Annotated in this window: 21 protein-coding genes; 8 read left to right on the plus strand and 13 right to left on the minus strand. The window is 68.7% G+C overall.

All coding sequences use genetic code 11. The features are described 5' to 3' along the window. From EIP85_RS18810 to EIP85_RS18835, 6 genes are all read right to left on the minus strand, one after another. On the minus strand, positions 1–208 hold a 208-nt coding region (locus EIP85_RS18810), incomplete at its 3' end, for a response regulator (protein WP_127903758.1). Beyond that, on the minus strand, positions 205–801 hold the full coding sequence (locus EIP85_RS18815; RefSeq protein WP_127903759.1) for an STAS domain-containing protein: 597 nt from the start codon (positions 799–801) through the stop codon (positions 205–207). The genes EIP85_RS18815 and EIP85_RS18810, both read right to left, overlap by 4 nt. 32 nt (positions 802–833) lie before the next feature. After that, the gene (locus EIP85_RS18820) at positions 834–1,373 is read right to left on the minus strand and encodes a chemotaxis protein CheD (RefSeq protein WP_127903760.1); all 540 of its coding nucleotides are present in this window, start codon (positions 1,371–1,373) and stop codon (positions 834–836) included. Then, the gene (locus EIP85_RS18825; RefSeq protein ID WP_164871809.1) at positions 1,370–2,038 is read right to left on the minus strand and encodes a CheB methylesterase domain-containing protein; all 669 of its coding nucleotides are present in this window, start codon (positions 2,036–2,038) and stop codon (positions 1,370–1,372) included. Before EIP85_RS18825 ends, EIP85_RS18820 begins: the two co-directional genes overlap by 4 nt. A gap of 31 nt (positions 2,039–2,069) precedes the next feature. Further along, positions 2,070–4,673 (minus strand): methyl-accepting chemotaxis protein, encoded by a 2,604-nt coding sequence (locus tag EIP85_RS18830; RefSeq protein ID WP_127903762.1) that lies wholly within the window; start codon positions 4,671–4,673, stop codon positions 2,070–2,072. Between the two features lie 36 nt (positions 4,674–4,709). Continuing rightward, entirely contained in the window at positions 4,710–5,285 is a 576-nt protein-coding gene (locus EIP85_RS18835) for a cache domain-containing protein (RefSeq protein ID WP_241560098.1), read from the minus strand. 282 nt (positions 5,286–5,567) lie between these two features. Here EIP85_RS18835 and EIP85_RS18840 point away from each other — a divergent pair, with 282 nt between their 5' ends. From EIP85_RS18840 to EIP85_RS18865, 6 genes are all read left to right on the plus strand, one after another. After that, positions 5,568–5,861: a BufA1 family periplasmic bufferin-type metallophore gene (locus EIP85_RS18840; RefSeq protein WP_127903763.1), complete on the plus strand. Its 294-nt coding sequence runs from the start codon at positions 5,568–5,570 to the stop codon at positions 5,859–5,861. Between the two features lie 81 nt (positions 5,862–5,942). After that, a complete protein-coding gene (locus EIP85_RS18845; RefSeq protein ID WP_127903764.1) occupies positions 5,943–6,506 on the plus strand; it encodes a DoxX family protein in 564 nt (187 codons plus the stop codon). 77 nt (positions 6,507–6,583) lie between these two features. Then, positions 6,584–7,186, plus strand: coding sequence for an RNA polymerase sigma factor (locus EIP85_RS18850; RefSeq protein ID WP_241560099.1), 603 nt, complete (start codon positions 6,584–6,586; stop codon positions 7,184–7,186). A gap of 97 nt (positions 7,187–7,283) precedes the next feature. Beyond that, on the plus strand, positions 7,284–7,556 hold the full coding sequence (locus tag EIP85_RS18855; RefSeq protein WP_127903766.1) for an anti-sigma factor family protein: 273 nt from the start codon (positions 7,284–7,286) through the stop codon (positions 7,554–7,556). A gap of 94 nt (positions 7,557–7,650) precedes the next feature. Then, complete coding sequence (gene bufB / locus EIP85_RS18860) at positions 7,651–8,532, plus strand: MNIO family bufferin maturase (protein WP_127903767.1); 882 nt, start codon at positions 7,651–7,653, stop codon at positions 8,530–8,532. After that, entirely contained in the window at positions 8,516–9,289 is a 774-nt protein-coding gene (locus EIP85_RS18865) for an HvfC/BufC N-terminal domain-containing protein (RefSeq protein WP_127903768.1), read from the plus strand. Before bufB ends, EIP85_RS18865 begins: the two co-directional genes overlap by 17 nt. A gap of 4 nt (positions 9,290–9,293) precedes the next feature. Here the strand turns inward: EIP85_RS18865 and EIP85_RS18870 are convergent, their stop codons facing one another. After that, positions 9,294–10,541 carry an SLC13 family permease gene (locus EIP85_RS18870; protein WP_127903769.1) on the minus strand — a complete coding sequence of 416 codons (1,248 nt, stop codon included), beginning with the start codon at positions 10,539–10,541 and terminating at the stop codon, positions 9,294–9,296. A gap of 59 nt (positions 10,542–10,600) precedes the next feature. After that, positions 10,601–10,897, minus strand: coding sequence for an HNH endonuclease family protein (locus tag EIP85_RS18875; protein WP_127903770.1), 297 nt, complete (start codon positions 10,895–10,897; stop codon positions 10,601–10,603). A 64-nt stretch (positions 10,898–10,961) separates the two neighbouring features. Between EIP85_RS18875 and EIP85_RS18880 the strand changes: the two genes are divergently transcribed. Next, entirely contained in the window at positions 10,962–12,125 is a 1,164-nt protein-coding gene (locus EIP85_RS18880; RefSeq protein WP_127903771.1) for a TIGR03862 family flavoprotein, read from the plus strand. A gap of 259 nt (positions 12,126–12,384) precedes the next feature. On the opposite strand, the gene EIP85_RS18885 is transcribed toward EIP85_RS18880, so the two are convergent. From EIP85_RS18885 to EIP85_RS18905, 5 genes are all read right to left on the minus strand, one after another. Then, positions 12,385–12,984: a glutathione S-transferase family protein gene (locus tag EIP85_RS18885; RefSeq protein WP_127903772.1), complete on the minus strand. Its 600-nt coding sequence runs from the start codon at positions 12,982–12,984 to the stop codon at positions 12,385–12,387. A 23-nt stretch (positions 12,985–13,007) separates the two neighbouring features. Beyond that, positions 13,008–14,030, minus strand: coding sequence for a DNA polymerase III subunit delta (gene holA, locus EIP85_RS18890; protein WP_127903773.1), 1,023 nt, complete (start codon positions 14,028–14,030; stop codon positions 13,008–13,010). Continuing rightward, positions 14,027–14,521 (minus strand): LPS assembly lipoprotein LptE, encoded by a 495-nt coding sequence (lptE, locus tag EIP85_RS18895; protein WP_127903774.1) that lies wholly within the window; start codon positions 14,519–14,521, stop codon positions 14,027–14,029. The genes holA and lptE overlap by 4 nt, the downstream gene beginning before the upstream one ends. Next, complete coding sequence (gene leuS / locus EIP85_RS18900) at positions 14,508–17,054, minus strand: leucine--tRNA ligase (protein ID WP_127903775.1); 2,547 nt, start codon at positions 17,052–17,054, stop codon at positions 14,508–14,510. The genes lptE and leuS overlap by 14 nt, the downstream gene beginning before the upstream one ends. A 141-nt stretch (positions 17,055–17,195) precedes the next feature. Beyond that, positions 17,196–17,708: a DUF3576 domain-containing protein gene (locus EIP85_RS18905; protein WP_127903776.1), complete on the minus strand. Its 513-nt coding sequence runs from the start codon at positions 17,706–17,708 to the stop codon at positions 17,196–17,198. Positions 17,709–18,063: 355 nt separating this feature from the next. Here EIP85_RS18905 and EIP85_RS18910 point away from each other — a divergent pair. Further along, positions 18,064–18,373, plus strand: a 310-nt coding sequence (locus tag EIP85_RS18910) for a porin (RefSeq protein WP_127903777.1), incomplete at its 3' end; no start/stop codon positions are given.

The raw sequence follows: 18,373 nt of genomic DNA on the forward strand, positions 1-18,373 counted from the left end.
CGATGCCGTCAGGGGAGGGCGGCAACCATCCCATCTTGGGCATGTTGATGTCGGTGATGACGACATCGGGCGAGACGGCGGTGAGCTGCTCCAGCCCCTCCTGCCCGTCGACGGCAAGGTGGACGTTGAAGCCGGCATCGCTGAGCGAGGCGCTGAGCATTTCGCGGATGGTGCGGGAATCGTCAATGGCGAGCACGGTAAGCGTCATGACGAAGCTCCTTCAAGCAGGGTCGGGTCGATCCCGAGGCGGCGGCCGCAGGCGAGATAGCCGTCCGATGGGCGATGCACCTCGAAGGGAAGATCGGCCTCCTGCCAGGCCGCACGCGCGGCAAGCAGGATCTGAAACACCGGCGTGCCGATGAACTGCACCGCAGCGGCATCGATGCGGACGGGGTGCTCGACGCAGGCGGCCAGCCGTTCGTACAGGTCGGCGGCCCGAGGCTGGTCGGCGACCTCCGGAAGGGCGATTGTTTCCATCGTCTCGTCCGCGGTCCCGGGCGGGAAGGCTTCGCCGCCGTCGCCGCTGATCTCGTCCTCGAGGGGGGGCGGGATCACCTCGGTCTGGCCGGCCTCCGCCGCGGCCAGGTCCTCGGGGACCTCCGCCTGAGCGTCCTGCGGCCGGCCGCCGGGTTGATTGGCTGTCGACGGCGCGGTGCCCGGCGGGGACTTTGTCTTGGCCGGATTGGTACCGGAGGTTGGCGCCGCGCCGCGTCTGCCTTCGGGCGTTGCGGCTGCGCCCGTGGCGGTCGATTGCGGCGCGCTGGTTGGTTTCCCGCCGGTATCCGGTGTCGGATCTTTCATGTCGTGTTCCGTTCTCATCGCATCCCGCCGCACTAGAAAAGGGTCAAATCGTCATTGTTTGTCCGGGCAAAGGGGGCCGGCCGTTCGGCGGGGACCGGTTCGTAGCTGTCCATCAGCCGAAGTTGGGCCCGTCCGGTCGTGGGCCAGTAGCGCAGACGCCGACCCTGGGTGCCGCCAAGGCTCTCTCCGACGCAGGGGATCCCCTCTGTCGCGAGGAATCTGCGGGCGAATTCGGCATTCGACTTGCCGATCCCACGCATCCCATCATGCATCGCCGCGCCGCCGAAGAGCTTGGCCTGCAGCCGCCCCTTCTGCGCGCCCGCCTTCAGCATCGCGTTGATCAGCAGCTCCATTGCATGCAGGCCGTAGCGCAGAAGCTCGCCCCCGCCCTGCGCACCATCTGGCAGCAGGAAATGGTTCATTCCGCCGATCCGTGCAGTCGGGTCGTGGAAACAGGTCGCGACGCAGGAGCCGAGGATAGTGGTGAAGGCCGCGCCTTCCTCGCCCGAGACGAGAAAATTACCCTGCACCACGTGATAGACCTTGCCGGCTGCCTCGCCCACGGAAGTCATGCCCGATGCTCCCATCCGTCGAGCAACGCCCCGGCGATCCCGTCGAGCGGCAGCATGCGACCGACGGCTCCGAGCTCGCGCGCGACGCGGGCCATGCCGAAAATGATCGAGCTTGCCTCGTCCTGCGCGAGGGTCCGTCCGCCCGCGTTCTTGATCGCGCGCATCCCCTCCGCGCCATCGCGACCCATCCCGGTCAGCAGAGCAGCGCGAACCACCGGTCCGAGCAGCGCGCAGGAGCGGAAGAGCTCATCGATCGAGGGGCGATGGCCGTTCAACGGCGGGCGGTCGACCAGCCGGCAGATCGGCCGCGGGGTAAGCGCAAGCACCGTGTGATGGGAATTGCCGGGCGCCACCACGATCTGGCCCGGAACGACAGGCAGGCGATCTTCCGCAAGGACGACTTCGGCGCGGCAACGGGCGGCGAGACCGCGGGTCATGCTGGCCGAGAACGGGCCGGAAATGTGCTGCACGATCAAGGTCGGCGGGCAATCGCGCGGAAAGGCGCCGAGGATTTCGTGCAATGCGTCGACTCCGCCCGTGGAACTGCCGATGACGATGAGGCTGGTAATCCGATGCGCCTGCGGAATGCCGCCGGGCCCCGGTCCCTCTCTCTCCGCCTGATCCGGCCCCCGCAGCTGCATCTCATCCCTTTCCACACTCAACATCCGATCCCCCCGCTTCCGTTCAGCTCTGGTCCTAGTAGTCGCTCCAACCCTCATCCCCGGATGCCTGTGGGCCCGGGCCGGCCGACGCGGCGCGCTTTGGTCGGGGTGGCGCGGCCGCCGGCCGGTCGCGCGCATCCACCTCGCCCTTGGCGGAGTTTGACCGGCGGGCGGAAGGTGTGGTCTCGCGGTTGGACAGGGCGACCACCTTCGTGGACGGGGCGTCGCCACCGAGCTGGAAGTGCGAGACTGTCTCCACCATCACCATCGCGTCGTCGGTCAGGCTCTGGCTTGCCGCGGTCGTCTCCTCCAGCCGGGCGGCGTTCTGCTGGGTCGACTGGTCGAGCGCGGTGACAGCGGCATTGATCTCGGCCAGGCCGGTCGACTGGCTGCGCGACGATTCCGCGATCTCGGTGACCAGCCCGGCTATGCCGCTGATCGATTGCACGATCTCCTTTAGCGCCGCGCCAGTTTCCCCGACGAGATCTACGCCGCGCTTCACATGGGCGCCGCTGTCAGCGATCAACTCGTTGATCTCGCGCGCGGCCTCGGTGCAGCGCTGGGCCAGCGCGCGGACCTCGGAGGCGACGACGGCGAAGCCTCTGCCGGCCTCGCCCGCTCGGGCGGCCTCGACCCCGGCGTTCAGGGCGAGAAGGTTGGTCTGGAACGCGATGTCCTCGATGACCTTGGTGATCGAGGCGATCTGCTCGGAGAAGGCGGAGATGCGGTCCATCGCGCCTACCGTCTCCTTAACGATTTCGCCGCTGCGCTCGGCGTTCTGGCGCATCTCGGTGACCTGCCGGTCGGCGCGGGCCGCGCCTTCGGCGGCGGATTGCACCGAACTGGTGAGTTGGTCGAGCGCCGCCGCGGTTTCCTCCAGCGTCGCCGCGGTGGCCTCCGTCCGGCGCGAAAGGGCATCGGCTGTGGAGGAGATGTCCTTGGCCTCGCCATGGATGCCGGTCGCCGCGTCGATCAGCTCACGCATCGTCGTGGTCAGCGTGTCGACGGTGGCATTGTAGTCGGCGCGCAGCTCTTCGTATTCGCTCGCGAACGGCTCGGTGACCCGCAGGCTGAGATCACCCTCGCGCATGTGCCGCAGCGCGATCTTCAGTGTATCCATGGCCAGGGTCTGCTGGCGCTCCATCTCATCGCGCTCGGCACGGCTTTCGGCCAGACGTCGCTCGACGGCGGTGATGTCCCGGCCGAGCAGCAGGAATTTCATCGCGTTGCCCTTGTGGTCGCGGACGCAGCTGAAACTTGCGTCGAATATCACCTTGCCTTTGTCGGAGCCGAATTCCATCCGCCCGACATGGGTCTGGCCGTGTTCCACCTCGGCCATGAGGCCGTTGCCCCCCTTGCCGTCGCGCCAGCCGGGATCGAGAAGCTCGGCTAGGCCGCGGCCGGCAAGCCCCTCCTCGGAACTCCCGAGCGCCTCGGCAAAGCGGGCATTGCAGCTCTCCAGTTGGCCGTCGGCGCCGAACTCTGCCCGCGCCTGATCGCTGTTGATCGCCCGCAGGATCGCGTCGTTGGAGGCGACATCGGTGATGTCGGTCCATTCCACCACGGCGCCGATCTGGTTGCCCGCCTCGTCTTTCACCGCGCTGGCGGTCAGCTGTATGCGCGAGCTGGGCAGGGTGATCACCGCCCGGGTCAGGCCCTGGCCGAGCCCGGACAGCATACGTTTCACATGGGTCGTCTGTGTATGGAACGCGTCGATATTGCGGCCGGTGACGCGTTTGGGATCGAAATCCGGCCGGGTTACCGCGATCTGGTCGCGCATCCGGATGAAGAGCTCCTCCATCTGGTGGTTTACGAAGACGATGTCGAGATTCTGGTCGACAAGCATCATCGCCGCCGAGGAGGCCTGGAAGGCGGCGCCCTTGTAGGCCGCCTCCTCCACCGCTTTCTGGCTTTCGGCGAGGCGCTGGCGCATCTCCTCTACCGCGCGGCCGATCTCGCCGACCTCGTCGCTGCGGGTCTGGCAGGGCACATCGGTTGTGTAGTCCCGCTCGGCAATGCGGTGGATCGCGTCGCCGAGCCGGCCGAGCGGCGCAGCAATATGACTGCGCAGGAAGAAGGCGCCGAGCAGCATTGCCACCCCGAAGACGGCGGAGGACCACCAGATCGCGATCATGAGCCGGTTGTGCAGCCGCGCCCGCATCTGGGACATGTCCCAATGGGTCGCGATCGCGCCGACCGCGGACTTGTCGGGGCCGTAGAACACCGGATAGGCCACAGTCATCCGGTCGGCCGAGACCTGCCGCTGCCGCGTTTCCAGCGCGGCGACGGCCAGCGCCTTCACCGAGGCGCGCAACGTATCGGAGCCTTCCTTGCCGACGACCACGGCCTTGTCGACATTGATCGCCAGGCCGTAATCCTCCAGCGCGTCGGAGCCGGCCAGCGTGTCCTCCATCAGCGTTCGGAGGATCTCGGGCTTGGAGAATTTCAGCGGCCCGCCGGCGAATTTCGAGAGGAGTTGGGTCATCTCGGTGGCGCGCTGCGCCATCACGTTCTCGCTGATCTGGATCGTGCTGGAATAGTTCACCAGCGCCAGCGTCATTGAAACGGCTCCGATGCAGAACAGGAGCGCCAGAGCGCCCTTGCCGAAGATCGAGTTCTGGATGGCCACTTTCTTCATCGAAGTCTCCTGGCGATGATCCGATGCCCGGCGCGCTTATTGCAGCGCGTCGACGTTGAGACCGACTGTGATCGCGCCGATCGGCTTGCCGGTCGCCGGATCGACGATCGTGGTGGAAATCTGCGCCTCGTAGGCCTGGGTGGATTCGTCGAAGTTGACCTCGCCGATATCGATGGCGTCGGGCCCCTTGAGGAAGGTCTTCTGCCATTTCGCCTCATCCCCCTGCCAGTAGTCGGAGGTGGGCGCGCTGGCGGCGACGTTCAGGCCCTTGGCATCCATCACGAAGGCTTCGAGGATGCTGCCGCCAGCGGCTTTCACCTGCTGGCGCAGGAAATCAGCCGCTGGGTTCTGGATCACCGGCGTCACCAGCGGCATCTCCGCCTCGCCGATCTGGGCCTGCCAGGACTTGTCCAGTTCGTCGATCTTGGCCTGGCTGTAGCTCGCGGTCCTGGCGTTCTGCGCCTCGATCGCCTGCACGATCGCCGGATCCTCGATCCATTTCCTCAGGTGGTCGTTCAGGAAGGCGCGCATCTGCGGCTCGTAAGGCTGGCCCGCCCCGGCGGCGGAGGCGGCGGGGATAAGCGCGAGGGCGGTCAGGGTCTTCTTCATCATCGGGGTCTCACTCCGCTTGGAGGGGGGCTGGCATCCCGCACCGTAAGGGCAGGCTGCTGATCAACCGTTAATGCGGGCGGGGTTTTTTCCGCCGGCGCTGCCGTCCTGCCGGAAACTCATTAAGAAGCGATTGAAGACGGCAGGGGGGCGGCGCCGCGCGGCGGTCGGACAGGCCCCCGAATGGCCCCAACGGAAATTCCGTCACGGGGCTGTAACGAAGTGGTGGCCGCGGGGTCATACCCGGCAGAGGGCAATCCTGCCCTCGCCCCGATGGAGAACCAGATGACGATCCACACCCGCAGCCTGATGATCGCCGGCGCCCTTGCGGCCGGGCTTGCCACCCAATTCGCCACCCCGGCCAATGCCGCCGCGCAGCAGAAATGCTTCGGCGTCGCGCTCGCCGGCCACAACGACTGCGCCGCGGGCGCCGGGACGACCTGCGCTGGCACCTCGAAGATCGACTACCAGGGCAACGAGTTCAAACTCGTCCCCGCCGGGACCTGCACGACGATGAAGCTGCCGGGCGGCCGGATGGGCTCGCTCACCGCGCTGACCCGCGACCTGCCGAAGGCCTGAGCCGAAGACCGGCACCGGACACCGGGCGCCCTACCCCTCGGGGGCGCCCGGCCCTTTCCCCCCGCCTGACGGAGACCGGCCATGATCGACCGCCTCGCCCGCATCCTCTTCAGCCCCGGAACGGGCACCGGCCCGACCTGCGTGAGCCTCCTCTCGGCGCTGGCGCGGCTCGTCTTCGCCTCGGTGCTCCTGCATTTCTTCTGGGGCTCCTTCGCTACCAAGATCGACGGCTTCGGCCTCTCCGCCGGGGCCTATATCCAGATCCTGCCCAGGGCCTTCGACGCCGCGGGCTACGACCCCACCGCCATCGCCTGGCCGCTGCGGCTGGTGGTTCTGCTCGGCACGGCGGCGGAGTTCACGTTACCGCTCCTCGTCGTTCTCGGCCTTGCCACGCGGCCGGCGGCGCTGGGGATGATCGGCTTCATCGTGGTGATGTCGCTTACCGATATCTACGGCCACGGTGTGGGCCGCGCGGTGATCGGGCTGCCGTTCGATGCCGATCCCTATGGCAAGATCCTCGACCAGCGGCTGCTCTGGGTCTTCACGCTTGCGGTGCCGATGCTGCTCGGCGGCGGTGCGCTGTCGGTCGACGCCGCGGTGTCGCGCTGGTTCGGCATGCGCCGGGGCCGGCTGCGCGCCGCCTGAGAGGTTGCGCCATCCTGCGCTTTGCATAGAGTTGGGCGCAGCGGCGACCGAGCCGCCAGGGAGGACCCGTGGCCGGCATGTCGCGCGCGACCGAGGATGAAGGCCAGCTTGTTGCGGCGCTGGTAGCGGGTGACCGGGCGGCCTTCGCCCGGGCTTACCAGCGCTACAACGCGCCGATGGTCCGGCTGGCGAGCGCGATCCTGCGCAACCGGGCCTCGGCCGAGGAGGTGGCGCAGGATGCCTGGGTTTCCATTCTGAAGAACATCGGAACGTTCCAGGGCCGGTCCACGTTCGCGGCCTGGGTTTTCACCATCCTCACCAACGCCGCGCGCAGCCGCGCCCGGCGCGACGGGCGGCAGGTGTTGTTCGAGGACAGCGGCGAGGGCAATTCGCTGGCCGACGCCTTTGACGGAACGGGGCACTGGAAGGATGTTCCGGCGCTCTGGGAAGAGGTGACGCCGGAGCGGGAGGTTGAAGGGCGCAACCTTCTCTCCCATGTCACGGCAGCGATCGACCGGCTGCCGGAGGCGCAGCGCGCGGTGATGATCCTGCGCGGCCAGCAGGGGATGGAGGCAGCGGAGGTCTGCGCCGCGCTGGGAATATCGGAAGGAAACATGCGGGTGCTGCTGCACCGGGCGCGGCTGGCGCTGCGCGGCGAACTCGACAGGTTGCTGTCATGATCTGGGAACTGGGATACGGGCCAAATCAAATTTGCGGCATGGCGTGTAACGGCCGGACAAACGGCGTGTCATGCCTCTGCAGGCCCGGAGGATGAAGATGGGCATAGGGTTCACATGCAAGGATGTGGCAGAGCGGGCGAACGCTCTGATCGATGGAGAATTGGGCTTTGCCGATCGCCTGAAGATCCGACTGCACCTCGCCATCTGCAAGGGTTGCGACCATTTCATCCACCAGATGCGCCAGACCAAGGCGCTGATCCGCGCCTCGGCCGCAATGCCGGCAGAGGAGGTGCCGCCGGCTGCGCTCGACGCGATCCTGGCCCGGGTCGCCAGGCCGGAGGAGGAGCCGGAGCCGAAGCCCGACGGTTAGGATCGGCCCGGGGGGCGGGGGAAAACCGCCTTACGCCCGTAACGGGCGCGCGGCCCGTGTGTCATGTCCTCAAAGCCCCGTGCCGGAGGACGAGATGCCCGACCAGACCCGCCCGTTTCCCGCCCCAGACCTGCCGCCGCGCGCCGGTGTCGGGCTGAAGCCACAACATTATGCGGAGATCCTCGCCACGGCGCCCGATCTCGGCTTCTTCGAGGTGCATGCCGAGAATTACATGGGCGCCGGCGGGCCGCCGCACCGTTACCTCACCGCGATCCGCGAGCGCTATCCGCTGTCGCTGCATGGCGTCGCCCTGTCGATCGGCGGGCCGCGGCCGCTCAACCGCGACCACCTGGCCCGGCTCCGCGGGCTGATCGACCGCTACCAGCCGGCGGTATTCTCCGAACACCTCGCCTGGTCGACCCATGACGCGGGCTATCTGAACGACCTGCTGCCACTGCCCTATACCGATGAGACGCTGCAGCTCGTCTGCGACCATGTCGATGAGGTGCAGGAGGCGGTCGGCCGGCGGATGCTGCTGGAGAATCCCTCCACCTACCTCGCCTTCACCGAGAGCACCTGGGACGAGATCGACTTCATAGCCGAAATCGCGAGGCGCACCGGCTGCGGGCTTCTTCTGGACGTCAACAACGTGCAGGTGACCTGCACCAACCAGATGCGCGACCCGGGGTATTACATCGACCGGTATCCGCATCACGCGGTGGGAGAGATCCATCTCGGCGGCCATGACGAGGACAGGGACGAGGCCGGGCGGCCGCTTCTGATCGACAGCCACGATCGGCCGGTGGACGGCCCGGTCTGGGCGCTCTACGCCCGCACGATCAATCGCGGCGGGCGCAAGCCCACGCTGATCGAGTGGGACAATGACGTGCCCGCCTGGGCCGAGCTGCAGGCCGAGGCGCACCGGGCGGAGGCCGCGATGGCACAGGCGGAGTGGGCGCATGACATCCTGGTCTGAGCGCCAGTCGGGCTTCGGGGAGGCGCTGCTGGAACGCGGCGGCGCGCTGCCCGAGGGGCTGGTCGGGCCGGACCGGAAGCCCTCGCCCCGGCGCTTCGCGGTGTACCGCAACAACGTGATCCTCGGCCTCGCCAGCGGACTGGCGGAGGCCTATCCCGTCGTCTGCCGGCTTGTCGGCGAGGCCTTCTTCCGCGCAATGGCGGCGGACTATGCCGCCGGTCATCCGCCCTCGGGGCCGCTGATGTTCACCTACGGCGCAGGCTTTCCGGGCTTCATCGAGGGCTTCCCGCCGGCGGCCGGGCTGCCGTATCTCGCCGATGTCGCCCGGCTCGAACGCGCCTGGCTCGAGGCCTATCACGCCGCCGAGGACCCCTGCATCGGGCCCGAGGCGCTGCAGGCACTCGCCCCCGAGAGGCTGGAAGCGGTGCGGCTGCGGCTTCACGGCTCAGTGCGGATCGTGACGTCCGACTTCCCGGTGGTGACGATCTGGCAGGCGCATATGGCTGAGGGCGTGCCGCCCGGGATCGACCCCGGCCCGGGCGGGGAGACGGCCCTGATCTCTCGGCCCGGAGCCGAGGTGCAATTGCGTCAAATGCCTGCGGGAGCGGCGGAATTTCTCCTCTCCCTTGTCGCCGGACATGGCCTTGGGGCCGCAGCCGAGGCAGCACTTGCGGCCGATCCCGGCTTCGATGTCGCAAGGGGGGTGGGCGAGCTGTTCTCGCTCGGCCTCGTCACCGGTTTCGTGCCCGGGGACTGACAGCTCAGACCAGAAGCAGCATCAGTGCCGCGCCGAGTGCCAGCGGCATTGCCACGGCGCCGATGCGCAGAAACTGGCCCGCGCGGACCTCGATCCCCTCGCGCCGGAGCACGATCAGCCAGAGGATCGTGGCAAGCGAGCCCGTGACCGAGAGGTTCGGCCCGAGGTCTATCCCCATCGCCACCGCCTCCACCATCCGCCGCGGCGCCTCGGCCTGGTGGAGCGCGGTGGCGGCGACGAGTCCGGCCGGCAGGTTGTTCATCAGGTTCGAGACGGTGCCGAAGCCCGCCCCGGCCAGCGCCGCGGCGAGACGCGGCACGGTCGTGCCCCAGTGTGCCAGTGCGCCGGTGAGCGGCACGAAGAGGCCGGTGCGGAACGCGCCTTCCACCAGCACGAAAAGCCCCGCGACCAGCGGTAGCACGCCCCAGGAGACCTGTCGCAGCAGCGGAAGCGGCGAGGTGCCGCCAACGAGCGTGACACCGACCAGCGCGGCCAGTCCGCAAAGGAGAGTCGGTCCGCCAAGGTCGGCACCGACGGCCGAGGCAGCCACCAGTGCGACGGCGGCGAGCACGATCCCGCCGGCTGCCAGCTGGCCGGTCCGCGAAAGCGGCGGAACCTCTGGCACATGGGGGCGGGCCGCGGCCAGATCCGCCGCGAAGGCGCGGCGCAGGACGAAGTAAGTGACGACGATTGCCGCCACCGCGGGCAGCAGGAGATCGGCCAGCCATGTGCCGAGCGGCGGCATGGCCGCACCGAAGACCACGAGGTTGGCGGGGTTGGAGATCGGCAGAACGAAGCTCGCCGCGTTGGCGATGAAGGCGCAGCCGAAGAGATGCGGCAGCGGGTCGACCCTGGCATGCCGCGCGGTGACGCAGACGGCAGGGGTAAGCACGACCGCTGTCGCGTCGTTCGACAGGAACGCGGTGACCAGTGTGCCGGTCAGGTAGAGCCCGAGAAAAAGCCTTGTGGATGAGCCATTTGCCGCCCCCGCGGCGCGGGCGGCGAGGTGGTCGAAAAGCCCCTCGCGCAGGGCGAGGGCGGCGAGCATCATCATCCCTGCGAGGAAGAGGTAGACGTCGGTCCCCTTCAGCACCGCCGTCAGCGCGGCGCGGGGCGACAGCAGGCCGAGCGCGACGAGAAGCGCCGCGCCGGCGGTGGCGAACCAGACCTCGGCGATGCGAAACGGCCGCAGGATTACCCCGGCGGTGGCCAGGGCTGCGACGACGAGGGTGAGAATCTGGTCGGGGCTCACGGGCGGGCCTCCCTGGGGCGCCGCCCCTTGGTATAGCGCGGGCGGGCAGCCGCAAGGGCTCAGCGATTGCGGCGCGGGCCTGGGGTGCGGGAGCGAAAGCCGGGCGGGCGCTTCGCCACCCAGTCGATGAACCGGGCGAGGCGGGGATGGGCGCGCAGGGCCTCGGGCGTGGCGTAGCTGCGGGCGAGCTCGGTTTCGCTCAGCGTGGCGTGGATCTCGTTGTGACAGATCTGGTGGAGGCGCACCGTCGGCCCGCCCCGCCCGCCGCGGAGCTTCGGGACGAGGTGATGCAGGCTCTGGGCCACATCCGGCGGAATCGGGCGGCCGCAGAGCGGACAGATCGGGAGCTCTGTCACGGGCTTGCCTCGCGGGGCGGTTGCTGCCAGAGCATGGCCATGACGGCAGGGATCGGCAAGCGCGATGGCTGAGGCACTGGTGATCGGGGCGGGTCCGGCGGGGCTGATGGCGGCCGAGGAACTGGCCCGTGCCGGCCACCGCGTGGTGATCGCCGAGGCGCGGCCGAGCCCGGCGCGCAAGCTGCTCATGGCCGGAAAATCTGGTTTGAATCTCAGTAAGTTGGAACCGGCGGAGGGCTTCCTTTCGGCCTATGAGGAAGCCGCTGGCTGGCTGTCGCCGATGCTTGCGGAGTTTGGGCCGGAGGCGGTGATGGATTGGGCCAGGGGGCTGGGGCAGGAGGTCTTCGCGGGTTCGACGGGGCGGGTGTTCCCGGTGGCGATGAAGGCCTCGCCCCTGCTCAGGGCGTGGCTGGCGCGGCTGGCGGGGCTGGGGGTGGAGCTGCGGACCCGCTGGCGCTGGTCGGGGTTCGAGGGGCGGGCGTGGGTCTTCGAGACGCCGGGCGGGCGGCAGGTGCTGCGGCCCGATCGGGTGGTGCTGGCGCTTGGGGGGGCGAGCTGGGCACGGCTGGGATCGGACGGGGCGTGGGCGCCCTGGCTTGCTGCACAAGGCGTTGATATCGCGCCGTTTCAGCCTGCGAACATGGGGTTTCAGGTGGCCTGGTCGGCGCATATGCGGCCGCATTTCGGGCAGCCGGTGAAGGGCGTCCGGATGACCGCCGGGGGGCGGGAGAGCCGGGGAGAGGTGGTGCTGTCGGACCGCGGGATCGAAGGGGGCGGGATCTATGCGCTGTCCCGGATCTTGCGGGACGGCGCGGAGCTGACGCTGGATCTGGTGCCGGACAGGACCGAGGCGGAGGTCGCTGCGCGGCTGGCCGGGCGGCCGGGTGACACGGTGGCGAACCGGCTTCGCAAGGGACTGAAGCTGCCGCCGGTGCAGCTTGCCCTGCTGCAGGAATGGGGGCGACCGCTACCCGGAGATGCCGGGGAATTGGCAAGGATCGTCAAGGGTTTGCGGGTTCCGCTCGGGGCGCCGCGGCCGATCGACGAGGCGATCTCTGTCGCCGGGGGGATCCGGCGGGCGGCGGTGACGGAGGGGCTGGAGCTTCGGGCGCTGCCGGGGGTGTTCGCCTGCGGCGAGATGCTGGACTGGGAGGCGCCGACGGGGGGGTATCTGCTGACCGCCTGCCTTGCGACCGGGCGCTGGGCCGGGCGGGCCGCGGCGGCGTGAGGGAGCGAAAAGGGGGCTACCGATTTGGCACCGCTTTTGCACCGTTAAAGCACCGTATTTCGGCGCGGTGAGGTAAGGGCGGGTTAAGAGACGCCCGACCCCGTGCGGAGGAGGGGCAGGGCCCGCCCTGGGGGCGGACGGGCGCTGACCCGGCGTCGCCGCGCGACGCTGTTTCGGGCCGGGGGATGGGCGGTCGGTCGACGCTTGGTGCGCAATGAATGCGCACCCTACGAGGCCGGCGGGCGGCTGAGCGGGGGCCTTACCGCGCGATGGCGCGTTTGAAGGCGGGGCGGGCGCGCATCATCTCGAGGTATTCGCTCAGCCGGTGCTGGGTGATTGGGAACTTCGCCGCCAGCGCCCAGTTGCCGCAATGGGTGAGGATGATGTCGGGCACCGTCATCTCTCGGCCCATCAGGAAGGGGCCCTCGGAGAAGCGGTCCATCAGCACCCGCTGGCTGCGCTCGAATTCCCATTTGAGCGAATCCTTGATGCCGGCCATCCGCATCTCCTCCGGCAGCACGAAGGAATGGCGCGCGGCCATCCAGAGCGCGGCGTCGAATTCGTCGAGCAGGAACTGGGTCAGACTGTCCTGGCGGGCGCGTTCCAGCGTCCCCGCCGGATGGGTGAAGCGGCCGTGCTTGTCGGCGAGATAGGTCAGGATCGCGGTCGAATCGGTGATCGGGGTGCCGCTGTCGATCAGCACCGGGACCTTGCCGGCCGGGTTGAAGGCGGTCACGCCTTCGGATTGCGGCGGGGCGGCGATGTGCTCGAAATCCAGGCCCAGCTCCTCCAGCATCCAGAGCACGCGGAAGGCCCGGCTGCTGCGGGTCCCGATCACGGTATAGCCGGTGTGCGACATGGATCTCTCCTTCGAGGCCGCCTTCAGCGGCGGGCAAGCATGGCGAGGCGGATCAGGGTGCGCTCCATCAGCGCCATCTGGGGCGCGCGCTGGGCAGAGCGGAGCTGCAGGTCGGTGTCGATCAGCATGGTCAGCGCCTGTTCCAGCCGGTCGCGGCCCCAGCGCTCGGCCTGCCGGGCCATGCGGTCGCGGCGGGGGCCGAAGACCGGCGGGCGCTGGCGGGCGAGGCCGGCCGCAGCGCCGCCCGGGTCGGAGGCGGCGGCGTGGAGCGCGCGGAAATGCCGTGTGGCGCCGATGCAGAGGGTGACGGGGTTCACGCCCTGTCCTTCCAGCCGCTGCATCAGCGGGCCGATGCGGCCGCTTTCGGCCTCTGCCGCGGCGGCGAGGACATCGTCAACCTCCGCCTCGACCGAGGCGGGGGCGAGGGCGGCGATCTCGGCCGGGGTCAGTGGGCTGTCGTCGCCCCATTTGTAGAGCGCGATCTTCTCGACGGTCTGGCGGAAATCGCCGGGATCGAGCGCGCGGGAGAGGGCGAGGAGATCGGTCATCGCGTCGCGCGGAACCTCTTTCAGGCCGGAGGCGGCGAGCATCGCCTCCACCTCCTCGCGGCCGGGGGGATCGTCGTAGAGCGGGATCGCCCAGGCCTGGGGATTGGTCTCGAAGAGCTTGCGCAGGGCCGAGCGGGCGTTGAGCGTGCCGGCGGTGACGAGGATCGAGGCGTCGCCCTCGCGCCAGTCCTTCAACGCGCCGCCGATCGTGTCGGCGAGGGTGTCGGTCGCGTCCTCGACCAGGGCGCCGCGGGTGCCGGGGAAGAACCCCTGCGCCTTCACAGCGTCGAGAAGCAGCGCCGGATCCTTGCGCAGGTCGGCGCCGGACATGCGGGTGAGGCGCATCTCGGATTCGGCATTGGCGCCGAGTAGGACCGCGACCGCGTCCTGCCGCTTCAGCGCGACGCGCATGGCGTCGGCCCCGTAGAGCAGGATCCCGGCGGGCGGCGCCTTGGCGCGCTGGAGGGCGCGGGAAAGCTCTGCCGCGGCGAGCTTCATCCGTTCCAGGCCCCGGAGGTGGCGATCAGACGATCGGCGATCTGGTCGGCGAGAATCACCATCAGCCGCGTGTTGGCGGCTTCCTCGTCGGTCAGCGTGGTGACCGGGGTGCCGGCGGCGGAATAGGAGGTGAAGCTGTCGACGGAACCCTGGGTCAGGGTCTTGCCGGTGGCGATGTCGTGAAGCGCGTAATCGGCGCTGCCGGTGATGCGGTAGCGGGTGACGGCGCCGGAGGCGGTGATGCCGACGCTTCCGGTGGAGGTTCTCAGCGTATAGGCGAGGCTGTAGCGCGGCGCCTGGGGCGTGCCGAGGCGGGCCTCGATCTCGCCGACAAAATCGTAGGCGTTCTTGTCGTGCGGATCGTCGGCCCGGACCGCCCCCATCAGCCCGGCGGCGGGGCCGCCGGGGGCGAAGGCCGGGGTGAAGCCGCAGGCCGCGAGCGGCGCCGCGGCCAGGAGTTTCAGCAGTGTCCGGCGGTCAGACGACGACATTGACGATGCGGCCCGGCACGACGATGACCTTCTTCGGGGTGCCGCCTGCCAGCACCTTCACGACAGTCTCGTCCGCCAGGACCAGCTTTTCAACCTCGGCCTTGTCCATGTCCTTGGGAACGGCGATTTCCGACCGTTTCTTGCCGTTGATCTGGATCGGGAGCAGCACCTCGTCCTCGACCAGCATGGCGGGGTCGGCCTTGGGCCAGGGAGCTTCGGCCACGAGGCCCGAGCCGCCGAGCATGGACCAGATCTCCTCGGCCAGGTGCGGGGTCATGGGTGCGATGAGCTGGGCCGTGGCGCGCATCGCCGTGCCCTTGGCCGTGGCCGAGGCGTCGGAGCGCTGGACCGCGTTGGCGAGCGTGTAGAGGGCGGCGACGGATTTGTTGAAGGCAAAGCCCTCGATCCCCGCCGTCACATCGGCGATGGCGCGGTGCATGGCCTTCAGCAGGGCCTGGTCCTGGCTGGCATCGCCCGCGCCGCGGCTGTCGACCTCGGCGGCCAGGCGCCAGACCCGGCCGAGGAACTTGTAGGCGGCCTCGGCGCCGGAGGCGGTCCATTCCACGTCGCGCTCGGGCGGGCTGTCGGAGAGGATGAACCAGCGGGCAGTGTCGGCGCCGAAGTTCTTCACGATGTCGACCGGATCGACCACGTTCTTCTTCGATTTCGACATCTTGGCGGAGGGGATGACCTCCACCGCCGTCCCGTCGGCGAGCTTGCCGTCGGTCACGTCCTCCGGCAGGTGGTAGACAGCGCGGCCGCGGGCGTCGCGGGTCATGTAGATCTCGTGCGTGACCATGCCCTGGGTGAAGAGCGCGTTGAAGGGCTCGATCGCCTTCGCCGGCAGGTGGCCGGTGGCCTTCATCGCGCGGCAGAAGAAGCGCGAGTAGAGCAGGTGCAGGATCGCATGCTCGATGCCGCCGATGTACTGGTCGACATTCATCCAGTAGTCGCATTCGGCCGGATCGGTCGGCGTCGCCGCATGGGGCGCGGTGAAGCGGGCGAAATACCAGGACGAATCGACGAAGGTGTCCATCGTGTCGGTCTCGCGCCGGCCCTTGCCGCCGCAGGAGGGACAGGTGCAGTCGCGCCAGGTCGGGTGCCGGTCGAGCGGGTTGCCGGGGAGATCGAAGCTCACGTCGTCCGGCAGGCGGACGGGGAGGTTTTCCTTCTTCTCCGGCACCACGCCGCATTTTTCGCAATGGATGACCGGGATCGGGCAGCCCCAGTAGCGCTGGCGCGAGATGCCCCAGTCGCGCAGGCGGTATTGCACCTGGGCGGTGCCCCAGCCGTTCTTTTCGTAAAGCGCCAGCGTGCGGTCCATCGCCTCCTGACAGGTGATCTCGGTATCGGCCGGCCCATGCCAGTGGACGTAGCGGACCTTCTCGGTCTTCTGCGGCACGAAGGCGGTGTTGCCGACCGCCTCGTCGGAGCCGAGCGGCTTGAAGACGTCGATGACGGGCAGGCCGTATTTGCGCGCGAAGTCGAGGTCGCGCTGGTCATGCGCCGGGCAGCCGATGATGGCGCCGGTGCCGTAATCCATCAGCACGAAGTTGGCGATCCAGAGCGGCAGCTCGAGGGAGGGATCGGCCGGGTGGGTGACCTTCAGCCCGGTGTCGAGGCCGAGCTTCTCGGCGGCCTCGATCGCGGCCTCGGACGTGCCCATGGCGCGGCATTTGGCGCAGAAGGCGGCGACCTCGGGGTTGTCCTTCTCCAGCGCCTTGGCCAGCGGGTGGTCGGCGGCGATGGCGGCGAAGGTCGGGCCCCACATCGTGTCCGGCCGCGTGGTGTAGATCGGCAGCTTCTCGAAGCCCGCCGGCGCGTTCTTCACGCCGAATTCGAAGGAGAGGCCCTTCGACTTGCCGATCCAGTTGCGCTGCATCAGGCGCACCTTCTCGGGCCAGGCTTCCAGTCCGTCGATGGCGGAGAGAAGCTCGTCGGCATAATCGGTGATCTTGAAGAACCACTGGGTGAGCTCGCGCCGCTCGACCTCGGCGCCGGAGCGCCAGCCCTTGCCCTCGATCACCTGCTCGTTGGCGAGCACGGTCATGTCGACCGGGTCCCAGTTCACAACGGCCGCCTTGCGGTAGACGAGACCGGCCTCGAGCATGTCGATGAACATCGCCTGCTGCTGGCCGTAATATTCCGGGTCGCAGGTGGCGAATTCGCGCGACCAGTCGATCGAGAGGCCGAGCGGCTTCATCTGCGCTTTCATGTCGGCGATGTTGCCGTAGGTCCAGTCCTTCGGATGGCCGCCGCGTTCCATCGCCGCATTCTCGGCCGGCATGCCGAAGGCGTCCCAGCCCATCGGGTGCAGCACCGAGAAGCCGCAGGAAGATTTGTAGCGCGCGACCACATCGCCCATCGTGTAGTTGCGCACATGCCCCATGTGGATGCGGCCCGAGGGGTAGGGGAACATCTCCAGCACGTAATACTTCGGCTTCGCTGGGTCGTGGCGGGCACGGAAGCTTTCGGCGGCGTCCCACGCTGCCTGCCATTTCGGTTCGATATCAGCGGGGTCGTAGCGCGACATGGGGCCCTCGTTCGGATCGGCAGGGGCCGTTATACAAGGGCGGCGGGCGAGGTCCAGTGCACCCGGCACGGGGCGTGCCGCTGATCCGTGCTTTCGGGCGTCTGCGCAGGTCCCGCGGGCCGGGGCGGCGCGGGCGCCGGATCAGAGCTTGCTGTCGGCGATGCGGAGCTGGCGGGCGCGGGTGAGGATCGCGTCCTCGATCTGGCGCACGGTCTCGGCCGAGACGGACTGGCCGCCGCGCGTCTCCATCGCGATGTTGAGCGATCGGGCGTCGAGCGCGGGATCCTGGATGTAGATCGTCGCGCGATAGGCGCGGCCGCCGCCGGGCGGGGTGCCGTAGCCCGTCACGATGACGCCGGTGAACGGGTCGACCGATTCGATGGGCAGGAAGTTCAGGATGTCGAGCGCGGCGTTCCAGATGTACTTGTTGACCCGGACGGTGGTGTTCGGGTTGGCGCCGCCGGAGAAGAGATCCTCGAGCTTGCCGCTGGGTTTGGAGGCCGGGCCGCCACGAAACTGCTCGTAAGCCGGGGTGGCGCCGGGCACCGATTGCGGCGCTGAGGAGAATGACTTGGTGCCGTTGGAGCCGCAGGCGGCCAGCATCAGCACTAGCGACGCCACCAGAACCGTGCGCGCGTTGCCTGGAATGCTCATCTGCCGTGCCCCCTCGCTGCCCTCGGCCTCTCTAGCCGACGGGGCAGAGCCGAACAAGGGGCTTCACCCTTTGAGCCATCACACGCGGGCGCGTACGACTTTTCGCGGGCGCGCAGGCCGCGCGCGTAGTGTGCGGCCTGCTGAGGCGCATCCGGAGAGGCGGCGGGCGTCTGTCCTGCAGGGCGGGCCAGACACACCGTGGCAAGACTGTGGCAAAGCTGCACCAGCCGAGGGGGCAATCCACATGGCGCTTGCGATCGCCTTGCATTGCCTGGGGTGAAGCATGAAAAAGCGCCATACCCAATTTGGACCTGTCCCGAGTTGGGCGCACCTTTGAGACAACGAGGGAAACCAAATGAAAAAGATCCTTATCGCTTCGACCGCTCTGGTCCTGGCTGCGGGTACCGCGTCGGCCGACGTGACGCTCGCCGGCGGCGGCTACTTCGGCATCAAGCATGACGCCAGCAAGGCCGCTCCGACCAACAAGACCCAGCTGATCGACCGTCTGCAAATCGACATCACCGGTTCGAAGACGACCGACTCGGGCCTGACCTTCCACGGTCACTTCCGCATCCGTTCGAACGCCTACCAAGCGTCGGGCACCACCAACGTGAACGCCGGCCAAGTCGGTATCACCGCGGGCGGCCTGGACGTGTCGGTCGGCA

Source organism: Solirhodobacter olei (genome assembly GCF_004010155.1).
Lineage (GTDB): Bacteria > Pseudomonadota > Alphaproteobacteria > Rhodobacterales > Rhodobacteraceae > Solirhodobacter > Solirhodobacter olei.

Bases quoted from the DNA above. Each gene is read 5' to 3' on its own strand.
- EIP85_RS18815 (WP_127903759.1), bottom strand. From the start codon at position 801: ATGAAAGATCCGACACCGGATACCGGCGGGAAACCAACCAGCGCGCCG.
- EIP85_RS18820 (WP_127903760.1), bottom strand. From the start codon at position 1,373: ATGACTTCCGTGGGCGAGGCAGCCGGCAAGGTCTATCACGTGGTGCAG.
- EIP85_RS18825 (WP_164871809.1), bottom strand. From the start codon at position 2,038: ATGTTGAGTGTGGAAAGGGATGAGATGCAGCTGCGGGGGCCGGATCAG.
- EIP85_RS18830 (WP_127903762.1), bottom strand. From the start codon at position 4,673: ATGAAGAAAGTGGCCATCCAGAACTCGATCTTCGGCAAGGGCGCTCTG.
- EIP85_RS18835 (WP_241560098.1), bottom strand. From the start codon at position 5,285: ATGATGAAGAAGACCCTGACCGCCCTCGCGCTTATCCCCGCCGCCTCC.
- EIP85_RS18840 (WP_127903763.1), top strand. From the start codon at position 5,568: ATGACGATCCACACCCGCAGCCTGATGATCGCCGGCGCCCTTGCGGCC.
- EIP85_RS18845 (WP_127903764.1), top strand. From the start codon at position 5,943: ATGATCGACCGCCTCGCCCGCATCCTCTTCAGCCCCGGAACGGGCACC.
- EIP85_RS18850 (WP_241560099.1), top strand. From the start codon at position 6,584: ATGTCGCGCGCGACCGAGGATGAAGGCCAGCTTGTTGCGGCGCTGGTA.
- EIP85_RS18855 (WP_127903766.1), top strand. From the start codon at position 7,284: ATGGGCATAGGGTTCACATGCAAGGATGTGGCAGAGCGGGCGAACGCT.
- bufB (WP_127903767.1), top strand. From the start codon at position 7,651: ATGCCCGACCAGACCCGCCCGTTTCCCGCCCCAGACCTGCCGCCGCGC.
- EIP85_RS18865 (WP_127903768.1), top strand. From the start codon at position 8,516: ATGACATCCTGGTCTGAGCGCCAGTCGGGCTTCGGGGAGGCGCTGCTG.
- EIP85_RS18880 (WP_127903771.1), top strand. From the start codon at position 10,962: ATGGCTGAGGCACTGGTGATCGGGGCGGGTCCGGCGGGGCTGATGGCG.
- EIP85_RS18885 (WP_127903772.1), bottom strand. From the start codon at position 12,984: ATGTCGCACACCGGCTATACCGTGATCGGGACCCGCAGCAGCCGGGCC.
- holA (WP_127903773.1), bottom strand. From the start codon at position 14,030: ATGAAGCTCGCCGCGGCAGAGCTTTCCCGCGCCCTCCAGCGCGCCAAG.
- lptE (WP_127903774.1), bottom strand. From the start codon at position 14,521: ATGTCGTCGTCTGACCGCCGGACACTGCTGAAACTCCTGGCCGCGGCG.
- leuS (WP_127903775.1), bottom strand. From the start codon at position 17,054: ATGTCGCGCTACGACCCCGCTGATATCGAACCGAAATGGCAGGCAGCG.
- EIP85_RS18905 (WP_127903776.1), bottom strand. From the start codon at position 17,708: ATGAGCATTCCAGGCAACGCGCGCACGGTTCTGGTGGCGTCGCTAGTG.